Source organism: Bacillus sp. SIMBA_031 (assembly GCF_046535225.1).
GTDB classification, from domain to species: domain Bacteria; phylum Bacillota; class Bacilli; order Bacillales; family Bacillaceae; genus Bacillus; species Bacillus velezensis.
Window position 1 is genome coordinate 41,689 of record NZ_JAWRXC010000009.1, and the last position, 20,814, is coordinate 62,502.

Here is a 20,814-nt window from a genome sequence, read left to right on the forward strand (position 1 = left end):
TATATTTAATTCGAGAGGAGGTCATATAAAGTACAAATATTCCGATTTGCACGAATTTATCAGGAGGTAGGTTCATAAAAAATTAAATAATGGGAGTGGAAGTCTATGAGGAAGGGCTTTGTGCCTAAAACTTACATACTGCATCTTAGGAAAACCCTAATGATGTTTGCAGTTTTGTTATTGATTGCCGGCAACGTGTTGACCGTTTTGCCAAGTCATATTCATGCTGAAGATAATACAGAGGTAGCTCAAAGTGCATATACTACTTGTCCTGCCCCAGTCGCGTTGATTAATGGTAGCTTTGAGCAGGGTGCTGCAAGAGGATCAGCATTTAATGATTCTGGTCTCTATTATCTCGAATCCGAGGTGCCTGGCTGGAAAACGACTGATGATTCTTCTGGCCAGAAGGCAATCGAAATATGGAATTATAAAGACAACATTCCTTCAACCGTAAAGAATTGGCCTGCACCGCCAGATGGCAATCGATGGGCGGAATTAAACGCTTTTGAGAATGGCATGTTGTATCAAGACGTGAAAACAACGCCAGGACAAACGATTTATTGGCGCTTATCCCATATGGGGCGGCAAGGTGTTGACACAATGCAGGTTCGCATAGGGGCAGCTACTAATAATCCGTACGATACCGTTGTTCAAAAACAATTTTCTGATGGAAAAACTGCATGGGGAACTCATACAGGTTCTTATACTGTTCCAGCAGGCCAAACGACAACGCGATTCGGTTTTGAAGCTGTAAGTACAGCGGCTGGAAACATAGGAGCCGGCAACTTTCTGGATGACATTTTTCTTGGAACAGAACCATGCGTAACTGCAAATAAGTCAGTTTCACCACAGGGAGAAGTGCACGCCGGGGATGAGCTTACATACGCTGTTCAAATCAAGAACGAAGGCGGAGATATTGCATCAGACGCGAGTTTCACCGATCTCATACCAGAGGGAACGAAATATGTCTCTGGATCGTTAAAATTGATCAACGGTTCGACCACAAAAAATCTAACTGATACATCTGACGGTGATGAAGGCCAGTTTGACGGCAGCAAGGTAAACGTTAAGTTGGGGAATTTGCCTAATACGACGAATCTGCCTAATGGAGTCACTGTTCAATTTAAAGTGAAAACGCTGTCGGATTATTCCGTTAAGGAAATTCACAACAAGGCACAAATTAATTACGGCAGTTTGTTGACAAATAAAGAGAAAAATACTGAATCAAATGAAGTGACCACACCGATCACTTTTAACGAACCTAAGCTTGAATCAAAGAAAACTTCATCCATTCAACAAAAAGCGAATGGCAACACGGATGCGGATCATCCGGAGGTCGGAGATACGCTTCAATACACGATTCAGACCCGAAATACCTCCGGAGACAGTATTGTGAAAAATCTGACTATTTCGGATGCGATTCCGGAAGGATTAGAGTATGTGCCCGGAACATTGAAAGTAGACGGTGCAGCGGCAAGCGATGCACAAGACGGTGATAAAGGCTATTACGCCGGAGGCAAAGCGGAGGGCCAATTTGGCAATATATCTGACACTGGATGGCATACCATGACATTCCAAGCGAAGGTGAAGTCCGGCCAATCAGGCAAGGATATTGTGAACACGGCAAGCGTGACGGGAGACAATATCAATGATCCGGATAAGCCGAACAACGAGGTCAAAGTATATCCGAGAAATCCGGAGCTTGAGTCAGAGAAAACGGCGTCTATTCAGGAAAAAGCTGAAGGAAATAAAGATGCAGACCACCCTGAAGTCGGAGACAAGCTTCAGTACACGATTCAGACCCGTAATATTTCTGAAGATAGTATTGTGAAAAATCTGTCTATTTCAGATGCGATCCCTGCAGGTCTTGAATATGTGCCGGGTACATTGAAAGTAGATGGTACAGCTGTAACTGACGCACAGGGCGATGATGAAGGCGATTATGCAGATGGCAAAGTAAACGGCCAATTCGGCGATATCACTGATATGGAATGGCATAATGTTTCATTTGAAGTGAAAGTGCAGCCTGGCCAAGCAGGGAAAGATATTGTCAACACTGCAACCGTAGGTGGCGATAATGTAGACAATCCTAATAAGCCGAATAATGAAGTCAAGGTATATCCGCGTAATCCTGTGTTAGAGTCTGAAAAAACAGCGGAGAACCTCGATTCGAACAAGGATAAATTTGAAGTGGGCGACACAGTTGTCTACACCATCAAGACACGGAATAAAATTACTGAAAGCACAGTAGAAGACCTGTCCATTTCAGATGAACTTCCAGCCGGTCTCACCTATGTTGAAGGCAGCTTAAAAGCAAGCAATGGCGGGGAAGCGGCAATGAAAGACGGTAAGGTTACTGCGAACTTTGGCGACGTCACGGATACTGAGTGGCGAACTGTGACATTTCAAGCGAAAATTGAGTCCGGCTATATAGGCAAAACAATTAAAAATGTGGCAGAGGTTGACGGCGGAAATATCGATGATCCTGATAAACCGGGAACAGATATCAAAGTTGACCCGAAGGATCCTAAGCTTGAGTCGAAGAAAACAGCCTCCATTCAGGAAAAAGCTGAAGGAAACAAAGATGCGGACCATCCAGAAGTGGGCGACACGCTTCTTTACACAATCCAGACACGAAACACGATTGAAGACAGCCTTGTGAAAAATCTTATCATCTCAGACGCAGTTCCAGAAGGATTGGAATATGTATCAGGGACAATGAAAGTGGACGGCGCTGCCGTAACAGACAGCAAAGATGATGACCAAGGTCAATATGCAGATGGCAAATTGGCAGGGCAGTTTGGCGATGTTACTGACACGAAATGGCATAACGTGACATTTGAAGTGAAAGTCAAAGCCGGACAAGCAGGTAAAGACATTGTCAACACGGCGAACATCAGCGGTGACAATGTCAGTGATCCTGACAAGCCAAGTCATGAAGTGAAAGTATATCCGCGAGATCCTGTTTTAGAATCGGAAAAAACGGCAAAGAATCTCGACACAGACAAAAAGAAATACGAAGCAGGCGACACGGTTGTTTACACGATTAAGACCCGAAACACAGTATCCGACGGTAAAGTAGAAAATCTGGTGATTTCAGATGAACTTCCAGCCGGCCTTACTTTTATCGAAGGCAGCTTGAAAGCGAGCGACGGCGGAAAAGCAACAATCCAGGACGGCAAAATCACAGCTGATTTTGGTGACGTCACTGATACTGAGTGGCGGACTGTAACATTCCAAGCGAAAATCGAGTCCGGATATGCGGAAAAAACAATTAAAAACATTGCCACCGTTGACGGCGGCAACATTGACAAACCGGATAAACCAGGAACAGACATCAAAGTGGATCTGAAGGATCCAAAATTAGAATCAAAGAAAACAGCCTCTCTTAAGAAAAAAGCTGAAGGAAATAAGGATGCTGATCACCCAGAAGTGGGCGACACGCTCCTTTACACGATCCAAACCCGAAACACAATTGAAGACAGCCTTGTTAAAAATCTTGTCATCTCAGATTCTCTTCCGGAAGGCTTAGAATATGTTTCAGGAACATTGAAAGTAGATGGTACAGCGGTAAGTGATGATCAAGATGATGATCATGGATATTATGCCGACGGCAAAGCGTCAGGCGACATTGGTAATGTGACTGATACGAAGTGGCACTCTGTGACATTCGAAGTAAAAGTGAAGTCCGGCCAAGCGGGCCAAGATATCGTCAACATTGCAAATGTCAGCAGTGATAATATCAAGACTCCTGACAAGCCAAGCCATGAAGTGAAGGTATATCCGCGAGATCCTGTTTTAGAATCCGAAAAAACAGCGAAGAATCTCGACACAGATAAAAAGAAATACGAAGTGGGCGATACGGTTGTTTATACAATTAAGGCCCGGAATACAGTATCCGACAGTAAAATAGAAAATCTGGTGATTTCAGATGAACTTCCGGCCGGCTTGTCATATGTTGAAGGCAGCTTGAAAGCGAGCAACGGCGGAGAAGTATCAATCAAGGACGGCAAAATCACAGCTAACTTTGGTGACGTAACTGACACCGAGTGGCGGACTGTGACCTTCCAAGCGAAAATCAAGTCCGGATATGCGGATAAAACGATTAAAAACGTGGCAGCCGTTGACGGCGGCAATATCGACACACCAGATACACCGGGAACAGATATCAAAGTGGATCTGAAGGATCCAAAATTAGAATCAAAGAAAATAGCCTCTCTTAAGGAAAAAGCTGATGGAAATAAAGATGCGGATCATCCGGAATCTGGCGACACGCTTCTTTACACAATCAAAACCCGAAACACAATTGAAGACAGCCTTGTCAAAAATCTTGTCATCTCGGATTCTCTTCCGGAAGGAATAGAATATGTGCCGGGTACATTAAAAGTGGATGGTACAGCGGCAAGTGATGACCAAGATGATGATCATGGATATTATGCCGATGGCAAAGCGTCAGGTGAGTTTGGCAATGTGACCGATACGAAATGGCACTCTGTAACATTTGAAGCAAAAGTGAAGTCCGGCCAAGCAGGTAAAGATATCGTCAACACTGCAAACATCAGCAGTGACAACATCAAGACCCCTGACAAGCCAAGCCATGAAGTGAAGGTATATCCGCGAAATCCTGTTTTAGAATCTGAAAAAACAGTGAAGAACTTGGATTCAGATAAGGAAAAGTATGAAGCAGGGGATACGGTAGTATACACCATTAAAACCCGAAATACAGTATCCGACGGTAAAGTAGAAAATCTGGTGATTTCAGATGATCTTCCAGCTGGATTGAAATATGTCAAAGGCAGCTTGAAAGCGAGCAACGGCGGAAAAGCAACAATCAAGGATGGCAAGATTACTGCTAACTTTGGTGATATCACTGACACTGAGTGGCGGACTGTGACATTCCAAGCGAAAATTGAGTCGGGATATGCAGGCAAAACCATTATAAACGTGGCGACTGTAAATGGCAGCAGTATTGATAATCCTGATAAGCCAAAAGCAGAGATGAATGTTGTATCGAAAGGTTCTGATAAACCAAATGAACCTGCTAAGCCAAGCAAACCAACACCAGAAAAAACAGGTGGAAAGATAAATACAGGAAAAGAACTTCCAAATACAGCAACAAATACGTATAATCTGATCCTTGTTGGTTTAGTATTGGTAGCAGCCGGAACCGCATTTTGGTACTTTAGAAGAAAAAGAAATGCCTGATGTCATGTGAAAAAATATCTTCCTATATGTATCATTATTGCCGGACTCGTTGTTACAGGTTACGGAGTCTGGAAAGTGATGGACATCAGTCATAAGACAGAACAAACTTTAGATAAGGCTAAGCTTGCCCTAAAGAGCCCTTCTGGAAAAAGTGCAGGCTCAAAAAAAGAAGATTTTAAGCCTAAGTTCGGTGAGGCGGTCGGCATTCTGGAGATTCCAAAAATCAACGCAGAGCTTCCGATTGTAGAGGGAACGGATGCGGATGATTTGGAAAAAGGAGTCGGTCACTACAAAGGCAGTTACTACCCAGATGAAAACGGGCAAATTGTGTTGTCAGGTCATCGGGATACCGTCTTCCGCCGAACGGGAGAACTGAAAAAAGGTGATCAATTAAAAGTTAAGCTGCCATATGGAAGTTTTTCATATGAAATAGTCAAAACAAAAATCGTAGACCAAAAAGACAAGTCTATTATTACACTGCAGCATAACAAAGAGGAGCTCATTCTCACCACTTGTTATCCCTTTTCATATATCGGCAATGCACCGAAACGGTATATTATTTATGGAAAGCGGATTTAAGAAAATGCAGAATATCAAAGAGTTAGGCTGACGAAATTTTCGTCAGCCTTTTTATAATAAGACAGAAAAATTCTAATCAATGTTTAATCTTAAATCTTCGCCTTAACTGATTGGTTTAAGCAGGGTTATTAATAAGTAATGATATGGTCACTTTTTAAAAAGAACGCTACTCCATTTTTATTCCTCAATATGAATAAATCAATATAAAACCTCATAATCAAAATAAATAAACACTGTTGTATATAGATTTTGTAACAGAAAACACAGTTTCACTTTATTTGTTTCTTTATTTCCAGCTGGATTTAAAAAATAATTTTGTTAGGTGTCATGCAATAAATTCTATTGTCGGTGATTGGCCTGTTTAAATGCATCCATTATTTCATACCCGGTGCTACTTATTTCTGTTGTAGTCTGTATACTGATTAATAGGTAAAGAAAGTCGAAAAGGTATACGAAATTCTTCATACAAATTAAAGTTTTGAATGAAAGAGCGGGATTACTCCTGCTCTTTTTCTTTCTAATTGGGCTGGATTAAACGCAGACGGTTATTCCTTGGGAAAAACAAAAAAATTTCTTCTATCCATTGACTAGCTGGGCTTTAGCCGGGTTTCTATCACCCTGTTGAGCTTGTCAGATTTTAAAAAGATATGGTACGTTTATAGTGTTTTGTTTCACCTGATTGTGGGGTAATAAAGATAGAATCAGTAAATAATTCTTAGGAACGACATCAATCTTATAATAAACATATTGGAAGACGTAATGGAAGAACTAAAATAAAGGTATAGGATACTTTGAAGAAATAAAAGTTTTTTTTCGATTGTGATAATATTCACAATAGAGCTGTATGAAGGGGAATCATTTCTCCAAATAGTCTGCAGAAAATACCAACCACAGCCCAAGGATATATCACTAACCGCTTTGCCTGGTATTATCTGTTGGATGTTTCTCTTTTTGTTGCTTTTTGTATTATTTTTAGTCCAATCGGCAAAAATAAATTAAGGAAACCAGCGAAAAAACTGAATTTCATCCTTCTTTCCTGGTTTACAATGTTATTTGGCGCTGATATGGATATTAGTCTAGTCTTTTAAGGTACAGTTGAACCAATCATCCACTATGCCGTTAGCTCTCCATCAGGTGAAACAGAAACCCCCAGACTTTTAGAGAAGCATTACGCTATACATTCTGGGACTGCATGCTTGGACCGTTTATACGCTTGTATAATGTGGATTTGATAATTAAGGAGTCGATATTATTAAATGAAGTTTAACAAGAAAAAAATTAACGTTGTAGACATTCAAAAAGCGAAGAAAAGCGTGTTTGCTACAGGGATAGGAAACGCGATGGAATGGTTTGATTTTGCTTTATATTCTTATTTGGCAGTTATTATTAGTAAAAACTTTTTCAGTCCAGTTCAAAACGATGAATTAAAGTTAATATTTACTTTTGCTACATTTGCAATTGCCTTCTTACTTAGACCGGTAGGCGGAATTATTTTTGGTAAAATGGGTGATAAATTTGGTCGGAAAATAGTATTAACAATTACTATTTTAATGATGGCTTTATCTACTTTAATAATTGGTGTGCTTCCTACCTATGATCAGATTGGTGTATGGGCCCCTATATTATTACTCTTAGCTCGTATTCTGCAAGGTTTTTCTGTGGGTGGAGAGTACGCTGGTGCAATGGTATATATCGCAGAATCTTCTCCAGATAATAAGCGTATAAGGTTAGGCAGCGGTTTAGAAATCGGCACATTATCTGGTTATATAGTAGCTTCTGTTTTAGTTACAGTACTTTTCTGGACTTTATCTGATGTTCAAATGAATAGTTGGGGATGGAGAATTCCTTTCTTCTTAAGTATTCCAATAGGATTATTTGGTTTATATTTGAGAAGTCATTTAGATGAATCACCAATCTTTGAAAATGACATCTCTGAAAACCAAGAACAACAACCAGGTTTATTAGAAGTCATTAAAACATATAAAAAAGATATCTTTTTATGTATCGTATTTGTGGCATTTTTCAATATAACCAATTACCTATTGTTAGGTTATATGCCTTCTTATTTAGATGAGAATCTTGGTATAAGTGATAATATAAGTACACCGGTTACAGCAATTGTATTGATTATTATGGTACCGTTCGCTTTAACTTTTGGTAAATTGGGAGATAAATTAGGAAATAAAAAAGTTATAACAATTGGATTAGTATTAGGAATTGTATTTTCGATTATCTCTTTTCAATTTCTTAATATGGGGAATATAACATTCTTATTTATAGGACTTTTAATGTTAGGTATTGTATTATCTGTATACGAAGGTACTATGCCAGGATCTTTACCTACGTTGTTCCATACTGACATTAGATATCGTACATTATCCTGGACATTCAACTTATCAGTTTCTATTTTTGGTGGAACAACACCTTTAGTTGCTTCTTGGTTAACCCATGTGACAAGAAACAATTTGGCGCCGGGTTTCTATTTATTAGCAGTTAGTTTAATTGGCTTAATAGTTGTGTTAACCTTATTTAAAGATACTTCAGGTAAATCTTTAAAAGGTTCTTACCCAACAGTTGCTTCTAAAGCTGAGTTTCAAGAAGCTGTTGAAAATCCAAAAGATTCACTGTGGTGGAAAATGGAACAAACAGAAAAGGAATGAAAAAAACATCCATTTAATTGACCGGCTACTCGAAATACAGACTCAGAATAAGCTGGGATTATCCGAGCAGCAATGACTGCAGCTCTTATATTCTGGAGGGCTTACTGCTTTGCAAAAGCAGCGTTGCTATTCTCGATCGTCATTATTTTATTGGTTGTGTCCTAATAATAAAACATTGACGCAAGAACGAAGAGAAATTAAAAGGTCCGAGCAATACAGCAAAATAAGAAGCAAGAAGCTTTGTTATGCCAGTTCTTCTCCCGAAGGAGAGCTGGCTTTTTATTTTCTATATGGGGTCCAAAGCAGAAAACGAGAACTTGTACGCTAATCACAGTATTTGGTTCTTCTTGTTTTATGGGAGAAGGAAAAAATATCTGTTAAAGGTTTAGGCGAAGAATTATATCTAGACTCCGGAACATTAACTCCAGTTTTAAAACGACTTGAGGAGCGAGGTCTTATTATAAGAGAGCGTTCAAAAGAGGATGAACGAAGTGTAATTATTACGTTAACAACTGAAGGGAATGAGTTTAAAGAAAAAGTCACAATGATTCCTAATGCAGTATTTGATAAAACCGGTTGTAATGAAGAAGAAATTAAAAGTTATAACAAGGAAATTCGTAATTTACTTAACATGCTGACAACTGAGCAATAGTTTTATGAATATAGATGGCGGGCCTAGCGGGTGAATAACCCATGGAGGTTCAAGTCCTCTCGGGCCGCATTAATGATACCAAGGGTTTTGACACCCTTGGTATTTTTTGTTTATAGAAATTTATCTGTTACTGTTTATAGTAGGTCGTATGATTTGTCAGTCACCTTCATTCTTCAGCTGACTGCGTGCGGCGGTAGTAAATATGATAATGATTAATGAAGTGATGAAGCAGGAGAAGAAAGTCAGAAAAGAAATGCGAGCAGAATCAGATGAGCACAAAAGAGATAACGCCATAATTCGTGTATATGATGACGGGAAATATATTCAACTTGCGTTTTATCAGCCAGAAGAAAGTTCTCGTAGGCTGACTGCTTATTCTTATTATGAGAAGCTTGGAGATTCTTATGAGGAAATGGCACATATGCCGGGTGATGGTCATGGCGACCGCCTTGGTCTTTATAAGAAAACACCTGATTATAAAGAGGTTAAAGGCAAGGAAACAAAAACAATGTGCTTGTTCATTCCTGATAGGGGAACAATTGTTTTACCGTTAAGTTGTTGTGTGAGAGCCAGTATGTTAAAATGCTACGTAGATTTAATAATAAAGTTTAGATTCAAGGAGATTTATTTATGAAATTGGATGAATTCACCATCGGGCAGGTTTTTCAAACTAAATCTTTTGAATTAACAAAAGAGAATATAATGAATTTTGCAGAAGTGTATGACCCACAATACATGCATTTAAATGAAGAAAAAGCAAAAATGGGCAGATTTAATGGAATTATTGCTTCTGGAATACAAACGTTATCTATTACTTTTAAGCTTTGGATTGAAGAAGGGCGTCATGAAGACGATATTATTGCTGGGACAGGAATGAATAATATAAAATTCCTAGCACCCGTTTACCCTAATGATAAACTGCACACTATTGTTAAGGTTATTGATAAAAAACCAAATAAAAGCCAGACGGGGATACTTACTGTATTGTTATCTACCTATAATCAGAAAGAGGAAAAAGTGTTTGAAGGTGAGTTATCAGTATTAATTAAACGCTAAATGACCTTTGTGGCATATCATCGTCACCTTTCATTTTTTATAGGTGTCTGGATGAATTGAGCAATCATCTTAATTAATTGAGTGGACTTTGAGTCTGCTCTTTTTTATTTGTTCAACCTATGTCAAGAAACAAAGGACTAACAATAACGAAAAAATCATCTCGTAAATACGAATTTAAACATTGTTGCCTTGAGGTTTTTGCATATTCCTCTGTATCATTGCATCGGATGAATATCTATAATGAGCATTCTATCCTTCGATGTTATGTTTCCTTTTTACTTTTTGGTTTTGTCAGTTCAAAGCTGTACTTTACCATGTCATGGATTTGGTGCTCTGGGAGTCCCTCATCTAAGGTAAGAGTATTCCAATGCTCCTTGTTCATATGGTATCCGGGCTTGATTTCTTCAAACAGACCACGTAGAAAATCAGCCCTTTCAGGTTCGCATTTAAGGTTGACACATAAGTGTTCGTCGCGAGTGAAGATAAGTGCAAATATTTTCTTATTCCCTTTGTGACGAATTGCAGTCCAACCATCTCCGAAAGGATGGTCTTCATAAGAGTTTGGAAAGGTTAGGCAGTAATCTTTTATTCCATCATAATTCATTATCAATTCACCCCATACCTCATTATTTTTATATACAGAACATATTCGTTTAAACTAAGATTTGCGGTTTCTTTTATACCAATCCGAGATTTCCTCAAGTCTTTGTTTGAACTTAGCTTCTGAACCTTGAGTTGTTGGATAGTAATACTCACGCCCTATTAAAGAATCTGGCATCGTCTGCATTGTCGTTAATTTTTCCTCTGTATCATGAGCATATTTATATCCCTTACCGTAATCTAAATCTTTCATCAAAAGGAGCAGACTTTATGTCTGTTCTTTTTCATAAAAAAGCCACTTTTTTAATCAAAAAATCAATATCAATTCGGGGCTGGATTCAATATGATAAAAGATTTTCTGTGAATCATTTAACAATTATTGATCAATTTTTCTTTTTCAATAATATCCTTTACCACATCCTCAATTGTTATATGCCTAAGAGCTTTTTCCAAGGCAGATTGGGCGATTTCAAATATTGGACCAATTGTACTTTGAATGTTCCGGCCTACAGGACATTGAGGATTGGGATTTTCATGTATACTAAACAATTCTTTATCTTGAACAACATTAACTGCTCTATAAACATCAAGTAAGGTGATTTCAGTTAGATCCTTCGCTAATTCAGCTCCTGCAATACCTGGCCGAACATTTACTAAACCTGCTTTTTTCAGCATCCCCATAATTTTTCTTATGAAGGGGGGATTTGTATTTACACTTCCAGCTAAAAATTCAGAAGTGCTAATTCCGTCTTCATTTATTTCAATAAGAGCCAATATATGAATTCCTACAGCAAAACGGCTGCTAATAGACATGATTTCTTCACCATCCTAATTACTTTACACTCTTTATAGTACACTTGTAACTGATTGTATTACAAGTTCTTTTACTCTAATATGCTCAATTAACAAGATGATAAAAGTATTGACAAATAAATAAGGTGTAACTAAAATTATTACATGTAATCAATATGGTTACATTTAAAATTTTGAATGATTAGGAGGAATTTAAATTGAAAATTGGAATCATTGGTGCAACCGGAAAAGCTGGAAGTCTTATCTTGAAAGAAGCGGTAAGCAGGGGACATGAAGTAACTGCAATTGTAAGAGATGCTGCAAAACTTAAAGAGGAAAAGATTTCAATCATTGAAAAAAATATAATTGATCTTACATCGGATGATCTAAAAAAGTTAGATGTAATAGTTAATGCCTTCGGTGCTCCATTAGGAGAAGAACAGGCACATGTAGATGCTGGCCGGGCATTAATTAGGGCATTAAAAGGAACGGGTACAAGAGCTGTAATTGTAGGTGGAGCAGGGAGTCTTTATGTAGACGAAAATAAAACTGTCAGTGTAATGGATACACCTGATTTCCCGGAGATTTTTATTCCAACAGCTAAAGGGCAAGGTCGTAACTTGCAAGAACTAAAGGAAACTTCTGATATTAACTGGACATTTATCAGTCCTTCAGCGGTATTTGACCCAGACGGGAAAAGAACTGGATTTTATCAGTCAGGAAAAGATCATCTTCTTGTGAATTCGAAAGGCGAAAGTTATATCAGCTATGCAGACTATGCAATTGCAGCATTGGATGAAATTGAAAATCCAAAACATATAAATGAACGCTTTACAGTTGTTGGAGAAGCTGAATAAGTGATTGAGTAGAAACAAAGGGTACCATTAGTGTCATCGCTAATGGTATCTTCCTTCTAAGAATGTACGGAGACATTGAAAATTTTGCAATCAGAGTAGCTGATTATTTTTATGAAAAAGGGGATTTATCACGTTCCAATGAATATTATCGACTGAGATTAAAGCGAGACGAAAAAATAAAAAAAGGGAGATTATTAATGAAAATCAGCCGGACTTTGTTTACAGTCATTTTATTGGGCAGCATCGCAGGAGTGGTTTTAACAAATGATGCCCCTGTTATCAAAGCTCCTTTTCACGTTGCTGATGATAGAGTAGGTGCTTAGTGAGTTGGACCAAAAAAATATGTATAAAAAGCTCTGACTAGCAACCTTTTGGATTAGTTAGAGCTTTTTTATTTGACTGTGTTACCCAGTGTAATCCTCCGTATTGTTTAATACACTTTAGTTTGAAAATCCGGGAAACTCTTCTACAGTTCCTATTTCGTGTCCAAAGTGTGAATATTCCAGCGGGGAACTTTACTGAAATGAGGGGTATTTTCGAAAACACACCAGTATGCTCTATGACCTGCCGTCAATGACATTAAAGAAATGATTTGATGAAAAATAAAAAGGAGCGATATTCGTTAAAATTCAGGTAGTAGCCATACATAGACATATAAAACACATGATTTAATTCTAAATTCTTTACCGATCGTTCTAAAATCTGATATACTCGAAACATGTTAGATCTAACTGTTTTGCTACTCAAATGAGAATGATCGTTCTTTAATTATTTAAGAATGAGGGAGGGATGAATGCATCAATGATTCTCAGGCCTTTCTCAGAATAAAGAGGTAATACATTCTAAGGTGGGATTACATGGCTAGAAATAAAGAATTTGATGAAAAAAAAGCATTAAGAAAAGCAATGGATCTTTTCTGGGAACAGGGTTATGAAAAAACATCCATGCAAGACTTGGTGGACCATATGGGCATTCACCGCAGAAGTATTTATGATACATTTGGCGACAAACATACTTTATTTATGCGAGCCTTAAGTCAGTATGTAGAAATAATAGAAGGCCGAATGAAGAATGAAGTGAAAACAGAATTAACGGTTAAGCAGGCTATACGAAAATTATTTGAAATGGTTATATATCCAAAACAAAATCAGCCAAAAGGGTGTTTAGCTGTTAATGCAGCTGTTGAATTATCCCTAATAGATGAAGAAGTTGCTAAGAAAATTACAGAGATTTTTATAAATGCGGAATCCTTATTATTTGATCTGCTCAAACATGGTCAAGAAAAAGGGGAAATTCCTAAACACTATGACATTAAAGGGCTTTCTCAATTCATTCATAATTCACTCGTAGGGGTGCGAGTGTTAGCAAAAACGACAAATGATAAGGAAAAATTAGAAAACATTATTAATTTGACTTTGTCGACACTAGACTGAATCTATTTTGTTATATGGATTAACTAATTAGAAAATTTGTTTTCGAGGAGAGAATAATATGAAGTACACAGTTATTACAGGAGCAAGCTCAGGTATAGGATATAAAACTGCCCTAGCGTTTGCTGCTCGCGGCAAAAACTTAATTATTGTAGCTAGAAGATTGGATAAATTAGAAGAACTTAAATCAACCATTCAGAATCTAAATCCTGATTTAGATGTTATTATTCGTACAAGTGACCTATCTGTCACAGATCAGGCATATACACTGTATAACAGTTTAAAGGAGTATCAAATTGAGACTTGGATTAATAATGCCGGGCTTGGTGAATCTTCTTCTGTCACGGATCAGAATTTAGATAAAGTGGAAACCATGCTACGAGTAAACGTAGAATCCTTAACGATTCTTTCTACACTATTTGTACGTGATTATACGGATGTAGAGGGAACTCAGTTAATTAACGTATCATCAGCACTCGGATATGCAATTGCTGTTGGCAGTATTACTTATTCTGCATCTAAATACTTTGTTAGTGCATTTACAGAAGGGCTTGCAAAAGAACTGGAACGCAAAGGTGCGAAAATGAAGGTGAAAGTTTTAGCACCAGCAATCACGGAAACAGAATTCATGAAAACTGCATCTGATACGAAAGAATATGATTACAAAGCAAATATCCCGATGTACCACACAGTTGAGCAAGTGGCGAGTTTTATGATGGAGCTTTATGACAGTAATCAAGTAGTAGGAGTTGTAGACGGAAACTATGAATTTCAATTAAGAGATCAAATCTATCCGATTCTAGAGATGTAATATTTCAAGTTATTAAACCTATATAACGATGCTCTATATTAATAACACTAGGAAGATGAGAAACATTTATTCACAGTATCGGTTGTATAAAATTTAATTATTTGAGAATGATCGTTCTGAAAATAACTACTGTTTAGGTGCAGGGTTAATCATAAAATTGGAAGTCAGACTTCGCTAAAAGTAAGATTCCCCTCCACCTAAACGATTATATAAAAGGTAAAAACCCAATAAATATAATATGACAGAGGTGCTGATAAAAAAATGAAAACACTCATGAAAGCAGCTCAGATCACCAAGTACTCAAAAGATCTCTATGCCCAAATCAATGACATTCCAATTCCAGAAATCGATGACAACGAAGTCTTGGTAAAGGTCAAAGCTGCGGCGGTCAATCCGCTCGAAATGTTAATCATTACAGGCAGCGTCAAACTGATTCAAGATTATGAATTCCCATTAACGCTTGGCAATGAATTGACAGGAGTTATCGAAAAAGTCGGAAAAAATGTGGCGGAATTTCACGTAGGAGATGCCATCTATACACGTCTCCCCCTCGAAAAAATTGGTGCTTTTGCGGAATATGCCGCAATTGATGCTGCCGCAATTGCACCCATGCCAAAAAGTTTGTCTTACGTGGAAGCCGCTGCTGCACCACTGGCTGGACTCACAGCGTATCAAGGTCTGCATGAAGAACTTGAGGCACAGTCAGGTAAATCTGTCTTCATTCCAGGTGGATCAGGCAGCTTTGGTCAGATGGCTGTACCAATCGCAAAGGCAATGGGCCTAAATGTCATTGTTAGCGGCAGCTCAGAAGCGCGCGAACGCATTTTGGAAATGGGCGCAGATCAATATTTGGATTATTCAACAGAAAACTATGTTGACTTGTTGTCAAATGTGGATTACGTGATTGATACACTGGGACCTAAAGAATTTGACAGTGAATTGAGTATCATCAAACCGGGCGGAAGATTGCTCTCTCTCCGTACAGGACCAAATAAACGTTTCGGAAAAGACCGAAATTTCCCATCGTGGAAACAAATTCTATTTTCCCTTGCTGGTGCAAATTATGACCGCAAAGCCAAGAAACAAAACGTGGAATACCATTTTATCTTCGTTCGTTCTGACGGCGCACAACTTAAAGAGATTACAAAAATCATTGAAGAAAACAACATTATTCCAGCAATTCATCCAACACTATTTCCCATAGACAACGTAAATGAAGCGCTCGAACTAGTCGCAAATGGACGGCCAAAAGGGAAAGTGATTATTCAATTTTAAGGGGAATACGAAGAAAGCAGTCAAAAAGTTGAGATCAATTATGCAAAGGATTTTGAAAGGCAATAATGAGGTGTTACAAACCGCGAGTTCTGCTGATTAAAAAAATGGAAAGATAAAAAGCTAGATCAAATCATAGAAAAACATCATCAAGCCGGAGTTCATTATAAAACATGGAGAACTAGCCATTTCAATTGTTCTTATAAAAAATGTTGAAATGTAATTAAGTTAGGCGGTTACTCTAATAGACATGTCACCAGTAACAAGACATTAACTGTCTTGAAATGAAAACCTACTCCATTTTTACCCCAAAAAAATAAATCGAAGTAAACACTCATAACCAAAATAAACAAATGCTGATATTATAGGCTTTTGTAATTCATAATAAAGAATCACTTTATTGAGAGCCCAGCGGGTGAATAACCGTGTGGAGCTTCAAGTCCTCTCGGCCACATCCCAATGATACCAAGGGTTTTGACACCTTTGGTATTTTTTGTTGTAAGTGCATGTGGCATTAAAAAAGTGCTGACCTCTGCACAAAATCTTTGCGCGAGTCTGCACTTTTATTCTGCAAGATACACTGCCCATTATCATCGATTATGGGCGTTTATTTAATCCGTTCTTACCCGAGCTGATACCTGGCTTTTAGAAGTTTTTTTTAAGTGGGTAAAACCAACAAATTTTTTGCCTTCTTCATCCCATAGGCGGAACTTTAACGACTTAATACTTGTTGCCAGTGTGATGGTCGGAACGTTTTGCAATGGTTCAGTGTTGTTATGCACGATTTCAAGCTTATAGTTTGGGACTCTTGGGCTTAAATGATGAACATGATGGAAACCGATATTGCCTGTTAACCATTGCATGACTTTTGGAAGCTTATAAAAAGAGCTTCCTTCAACGGCTGCTTTTACATATTCCCAATGCTCATCTTCTTCGAAATATGAATCCTCAAACGTATGCTGAATATAAAACATCCAAATTCCGAGGGATCCCGATATCATAAAAATTGGCGTCTGGACCAGCAGAAAGTTTTGCCAGCCGATAGCCCAACATAAAAGTGCTGCCAAAGCGACGATCCCCAGGTTGGTTACATATGTATTCATCCGTTCTTTGCGTTTTGCCCCTTTACGATTAAAACGATTGGTAATCCCGAAGACGTAAATCGGTCCGATAATAAACATAACAAACGGATTTCTGTACAAACGGTACATTATTTTTGTCTTAGTTGAGGCTTCTTTATATTCCTCAACAGTCAGTACCCAAATATCGCCCGTACCGCGTTTGTCCAGGTTGCTGCTTGTCGCATGATGGACAGAATGATCGTGTGCCCAATGATCAAACGGATGCAGAGTCAGAATTCCTGTAATTGTTCCAAGGATTCGATTCGCCTTTCGGTTCTTAAAAAAGGAATAGTGGCAGCAATCATGAAAGATAATGAAGGTTCTCACTAAAAAACCTGCCGCAACGACAGAAATCGCTGACGTAAGGATATAAGAAATCGACAAGCTCTTATAGGCCAAATACCATAACAGGAAAAATGGCACCAATGTGTTAATGATTTGATAAATACTTTTTTGTAAATCGGACTTTTCATAAGGGGTAACCAGTTTTCTCAAAGTCCTTAGGTTTTGTTCATTCATTTTTAAAAGCTTCCCCTTCCCTGATGTTCTTAATCTGCGTATAGAAAACGTTTTATTGCCTTTGAAGTTCCAGCTGTCATATTCCATGTATAATAAGTATCTTTCCTAATCCTGTGTAAAATTATTGAAGGTCAGAAAATGATCTCCATCTCGATTAAATCTTTATTAGCAATGGACAGCCGGGATACAAAAAGCGTATGAAGATTATACCCAGCTCTTTATCTGGCCAAACTCTCTCCATGCTCCCCCATGTGAATCAGTTTATTTAGACCGTAAACTTGATTGTTTGAGGAACAAACATGACAAGTTAATAGCGTTAAAATAGGGGTATACCTGAGTGATCGTTTGGAAACATGTGCAGAAACAAAGCTATACCAGTGAACAGCCAAGAATATCTTGTACTTGAACAAGAAACAGCTGAGCTTTTTAAAGAAACCTTTAACAATCAATATGAAGTACTGGGTTTGAAGGCACTCGTGATTCATTTTCACGGTGTTTTCAAACCATAGCTATTAATAGGCATCTTATTTTGCACTGGTATCGACAGGTTTAACAAATAAAACATGAATGAACACATTATTAATTTGCAGTTATTTCCGTTTCGTGCTATGATAAAGGAGAATTATTTTTGTTCGTGTAAAGGATAGTATGAATATCGACTTTTCGTCTTGATGATACTTTGGGCAAGGATAGTAATACAATGTGTAACACACTAGGAGGCAACAAAAATGGAACAAGGTACAGTTAAATGGTTTAATGCAGAAAAAGGTTTTGGATTTATCGAACGTGAAAATGGAGACGATGTATTCGTACACTTTTCTGCAATCCAAAGTGACGGATTCAAATCTTTAGACGAAGGTCAAAAAGTAACGTTTGACGTTGAGCAAGGTGCTCGTGGAGCTCAAGCTGCTAACGTTCAAAAAACTGCTTAATCTTCAATCGTTTATACAAACAGGCTCTTTATATAGGGCCTGTTTTTTTATGTTCTCTTTATCATACTGAATAAAAAAACCCTACTCAACGTTCGAGTAGGGACAGTTGCTACAAGGTAAGAAAAAGGTTTAAAACCTCAAAGGATTGTTTACAGTATAACATACCGGATTGACGATATGTGGAATATATATAAATGATTTGTTTTTATGTTCTCAATATAACTGTATGTTATTCTTTGTTACAATTCGCATATCTCTTTTATGAAAAGAAGATAAACAACTGCTATTCACTGTCGCAAGAGATGTAAGAAATTCTTAAAGATAAAGAGGGGAGTGGTTGTTTTTTCTTCTGGAAATAATCACTTAGACCTAAAACAATGAAAGCCCTGCCTCTCTTCCATCCTTACGGCTCCTTGTCCGTGCCAGTGTGAATCAGGATTACAAAAATCAAGTGACTATTTCATCGAGTTTTTTGATAAAACATCAAATGTTCGTTGAAGAAATTTTTAATAATAAAAACAGATTAGATTGTAGGAATAATAAAAGAGGTTAATGTTCTAAAAGTAAGTTGATGAAGTTAAGCGTCTTCGAAATATTTTAATCGTAATATTCCGAAAACTCGTGGGTGCTTTTTGGAATGCAAAACATTATTTAAAATTAACTTTAGCAGAAACTTTTTATTTGTTTTTCAGTGATTCCTTTAATGACTTCCAGTTCACTAATCAAAAATTCATATGCATGATCCAACATTTTTTTTTCGCTTGAATTAAGTGCTTTTTCTTTCTTCATTCGCATTAAATCACGTACAACTTCAGCGCCTTCTTGTATTTCACCCGTTTTTATTTTGTTCGTGTTTACTACATACCTTTGCTTCCATGGCAGTAACCTATCTGATTCACCATGCTGAAAAATGTGTATAATGTGTTTTAATGCACGTATATCAGTAACTGGCCGTATACTTGAACTCAATATTTTACGCGTTGGAATCATAACTGTCATATTACTGATTGACATTCTTATGACATAATACTGTTGTTTTTCCTCCAAGAATTGTTTTTCTTCTATGGCTTCAATTGTACCTGCTCCGTGCATTGGATAAACAATGTTATCGCCAATTTGAAACATATAATCCACCTCCATATATGGGAACTTAACTTAAGGTTACCATATATGGAGTGAGATATCAAATTTTTAATGATAACATGGTCATTTATTGGTGTCAATAACTTTTTAAAAAAACAACATCAAAATAAGAGGGAACCTGTGGGATTCCCAAAAAAGGAAAGATCAATTTGTCCGTGTATATCTTGGAATCTCGACTAATTAACAGAGATCAGTTTTTCGTTGAAAATGAGTTATTAAATCTCCTTTAGGAGTTCATGACTTGACATCAACGACACGTTTACTAATCTATATGGGCACAATTTAATCACCGATTTTTAACCATAATTCAATTAATGAAATGATAAAATAGGAGAAGACAGCCAAAAAGAAATGAGTGCAGATTCAGATGAGAAACACAAGAATAACTCATCGTGATCGTATTCGTACATATTTTTACAGAGGAGGACAATTATGATTGGAATACTGGCAGGAATGGGGCCAAAATCTACTGGGCCATTTGTAGATAAGGTAGTAGACGAGTGCCAAAAAATATATGGAGCAATACATGACATGGATTTCCCTCATATGATGATTTATTCTTGTCCGACTCCTTTCTATATGAATAAACCTCTCAATCATACGGACATGGAAAAGGCAATTATTGAGGGAGCTGTAAAGCTTGAAAAAACGGGTGTTGATTTTATTGCCATCCCATGTAATACCGCACATATCTATTTTAATCAAATAAAAAATGCGCTTTCAGTCCCTTTACTAAACATGGTTGATGAAACCATAAAAAAAATATCTAAAGGTTCAAAAAAAGCAGCTCTTTTAGCCACCGTCCCTACGGTTCAATCTGGAATATTTCAAGAAGCGTTAAACAGAGAAGGTTATGATTTTTTACATCAAGATAGTTGGCAAATCTATGTCGATCACATAATAGAAAAGATTAAACAAGGTCAAATCGATGAGGCTGGTACATTCTATGATGAATTACACCGTGAATTAGCAGAAAAGGTTGATACGGTTATCATTGCATGTACGGATTTAAATATTGTCACGGATCAAAAAAGAAGCGAACTTACCTTTGTTGATTCATCAGCTTGTCTCGCTCAAGCCATTGTAAATAAGTATGTATCATTAACAAAATAAGCCGTCTGATTTATCAGCAAATGCAGGGCGCTTTTTTCCGTTAAAGCGCCCGGCTTCGGCAGATATATAATC

General features: G+C 37.6%; 18 protein-coding genes and 2 pseudogenes. 15 read left to right on the top strand and 5 right to left on the bottom strand.

Annotated features, from left to right (window positions below; genetic code table 11):
- Nucleotides 1–105 precede the first annotated feature (105 nt).
- The 7 genes and pseudogenes from SB724_RS17570 to SB724_RS17600 all read left to right on the top strand — a co-directional run bounded on the left by SB724_RS17570 (nt 106) and on the right by SB724_RS17600 (nt 10,152).
- Nucleotides 106–5,205, top strand: coding sequence for an isopeptide-forming domain-containing fimbrial protein (locus SB724_RS17570; RefSeq protein WP_410572142.1), 5,100 nt, complete (start codon nt 106–108; stop codon nt 5,203–5,205).
- Between the two features lie 6 nt (nt 5,206–5,211).
- Nucleotides 5,212–5,784, top strand: coding sequence for a class D sortase (locus SB724_RS17575; protein WP_410572144.1), 573 nt, complete (start codon nt 5,212–5,214; stop codon nt 5,782–5,784).
- A gap of 851 nt (nt 5,785–6,635) precedes the next feature.
- A pseudogene (locus SB724_RS17580) lies at nt 6,636–7,002 on the top strand (BCCT family transporter); the annotation flags it as partial.
- A gap of 38 nt (nt 7,003–7,040) precedes the next feature.
- Nucleotides 7,041–8,444, top strand: a complete 1,404-nt coding sequence (locus SB724_RS17585) for an MFS transporter (RefSeq protein ID WP_020955367.1) — start codon at nt 7,041–7,043, stop codon at nt 8,442–8,444.
- Nucleotides 8,445–8,781: 337 nt separating this feature from the next.
- A complete protein-coding gene (locus SB724_RS17590) occupies nt 8,782–9,096 on the top strand; it encodes a MarR family winged helix-turn-helix transcriptional regulator (protein ID WP_072588824.1) in 315 nt (104 codons plus the stop codon).
- Between the two features lie 72 nt (nt 9,097–9,168).
- Nucleotides 9,169–9,601: pseudogene (locus SB724_RS17595) on the top strand (cystatin-like fold lipoprotein); the annotation flags it as partial.
- Between the two features lie 125 nt (nt 9,602–9,726).
- A complete protein-coding gene (locus SB724_RS17600) occupies nt 9,727–10,152 on the top strand; it encodes a MaoC family dehydratase (RefSeq protein ID WP_007609622.1) in 426 nt (141 codons plus the stop codon).
- 262 nt (nt 10,153–10,414) lie between these two features.
- Here SB724_RS17600 and SB724_RS17605 read toward each other — a convergent pair whose 3' ends face one another.
- From SB724_RS17605 to SB724_RS17615, 3 genes are all read right to left on the bottom strand, one after another.
- Nucleotides 10,415–10,756 carry an MmcQ/YjbR family DNA-binding protein gene (locus tag SB724_RS17605; RefSeq protein WP_012116882.1) on the bottom strand — a complete coding sequence of 114 codons (342 nt, stop codon included), beginning with the start codon at nt 10,754–10,756 and terminating at the stop codon, nt 10,415–10,417.
- Between the two features lie 54 nt (nt 10,757–10,810).
- On the bottom strand, nt 10,811–11,005 hold the full coding sequence (locus tag SB724_RS17610; RefSeq protein ID WP_045555027.1) for an AAA family ATPase: 195 nt from the start codon (nt 11,003–11,005) through the stop codon (nt 10,811–10,813).
- 116 nt (nt 11,006–11,121) lie between these two features.
- Nucleotides 11,122–11,565, bottom strand: coding sequence for an Rrf2 family transcriptional regulator (locus SB724_RS17615; protein WP_410572146.1), 444 nt, complete (start codon nt 11,563–11,565; stop codon nt 11,122–11,124).
- A gap of 197 nt (nt 11,566–11,762) precedes the next feature.
- On the opposite strand from SB724_RS17615, the gene SB724_RS17620 reads away from it, so the two are divergent.
- The 5 genes from SB724_RS17620 to SB724_RS17640 all read left to right on the top strand — a co-directional run bounded on the left by SB724_RS17620 (nt 11,763) and on the right by SB724_RS17640 (nt 15,917).
- Nucleotides 11,763–12,401: an NAD(P)-dependent oxidoreductase gene (locus SB724_RS17620; protein WP_249685186.1), complete on the top strand. Its 639-nt coding sequence runs from the start codon at nt 11,763–11,765 to the stop codon at nt 12,399–12,401.
- Nucleotides 12,402–12,463: 62 nt separating this feature from the next.
- Nucleotides 12,464–12,724 carry a hypothetical protein gene (locus SB724_RS17625; protein ID WP_410572149.1) on the top strand — a complete coding sequence of 87 codons (261 nt, stop codon included), beginning with the start codon at nt 12,464–12,466 and terminating at the stop codon, nt 12,722–12,724.
- A 534-nt stretch (nt 12,725–13,258) separates the two neighbouring features.
- Nucleotides 13,259–13,834, top strand: a complete 576-nt coding sequence (locus SB724_RS17630; protein ID WP_101670033.1) for a TetR/AcrR family transcriptional regulator — start codon at nt 13,259–13,261, stop codon at nt 13,832–13,834.
- Between the two features lie 58 nt (nt 13,835–13,892).
- The gene (locus SB724_RS17635) at nt 13,893–14,642 is read left to right on the top strand and encodes an SDR family NAD(P)-dependent oxidoreductase (RefSeq protein WP_410572151.1); all 750 of its coding nucleotides are present in this window, start codon (nt 13,893–13,895) and stop codon (nt 14,640–14,642) included.
- Nucleotides 14,643–14,903: 261 nt separating this feature from the next.
- Entirely contained in the window at nt 14,904–15,917 is a 1,014-nt protein-coding gene (locus SB724_RS17640; RefSeq protein WP_410564743.1) for an NADP-dependent oxidoreductase, read from the top strand.
- A 608-nt stretch (nt 15,918–16,525) separates the two neighbouring features.
- Here the strand turns inward: SB724_RS17640 and desA are convergent.
- Nucleotides 16,526–17,554: a Delta(5) desaturase DesA gene (gene desA / locus SB724_RS17645; RefSeq protein WP_410572153.1), complete on the bottom strand. Its 1,029-nt coding sequence runs from the start codon at nt 17,552–17,554 to the stop codon at nt 16,526–16,528.
- Nucleotides 17,555–17,738: 184 nt separating this feature from the next.
- On the opposite strand from desA, the gene SB724_RS17650 reads away from it, so the two are divergent.
- Nucleotides 17,739–17,879, top strand: a complete 141-nt coding sequence (locus tag SB724_RS17650; RefSeq protein ID WP_410572206.1) for a molecular chaperone TorD family protein — start codon at nt 17,739–17,741, stop codon at nt 17,877–17,879.
- A gap of 403 nt (nt 17,880–18,282) precedes the next feature.
- Nucleotides 18,283–18,486, top strand: a complete 204-nt coding sequence (gene cspC, locus SB724_RS17655) for a cold shock protein CspC (RefSeq protein ID WP_003156143.1) — start codon at nt 18,283–18,285, stop codon at nt 18,484–18,486.
- 663 nt (nt 18,487–19,149) lie between these two features.
- Here the strand turns inward: cspC and SB724_RS17660 are convergent.
- Nucleotides 19,150–19,611, bottom strand: coding sequence for a CarD family transcriptional regulator (locus SB724_RS17660; RefSeq protein ID WP_095061564.1), 462 nt, complete (start codon nt 19,609–19,611; stop codon nt 19,150–19,152).
- Nucleotides 19,612–20,061: 450 nt separating this feature from the next.
- Here SB724_RS17660 and SB724_RS17665 point away from each other — a divergent pair, with 450 nt between their 5' ends.
- Complete coding sequence (locus SB724_RS17665) at nt 20,062–20,742, top strand: aspartate/glutamate racemase family protein (protein ID WP_265973408.1); 681 nt, start codon at nt 20,062–20,064, stop codon at nt 20,740–20,742.
- Nucleotides 20,743–20,814 lie beyond the last annotated feature (72 nt).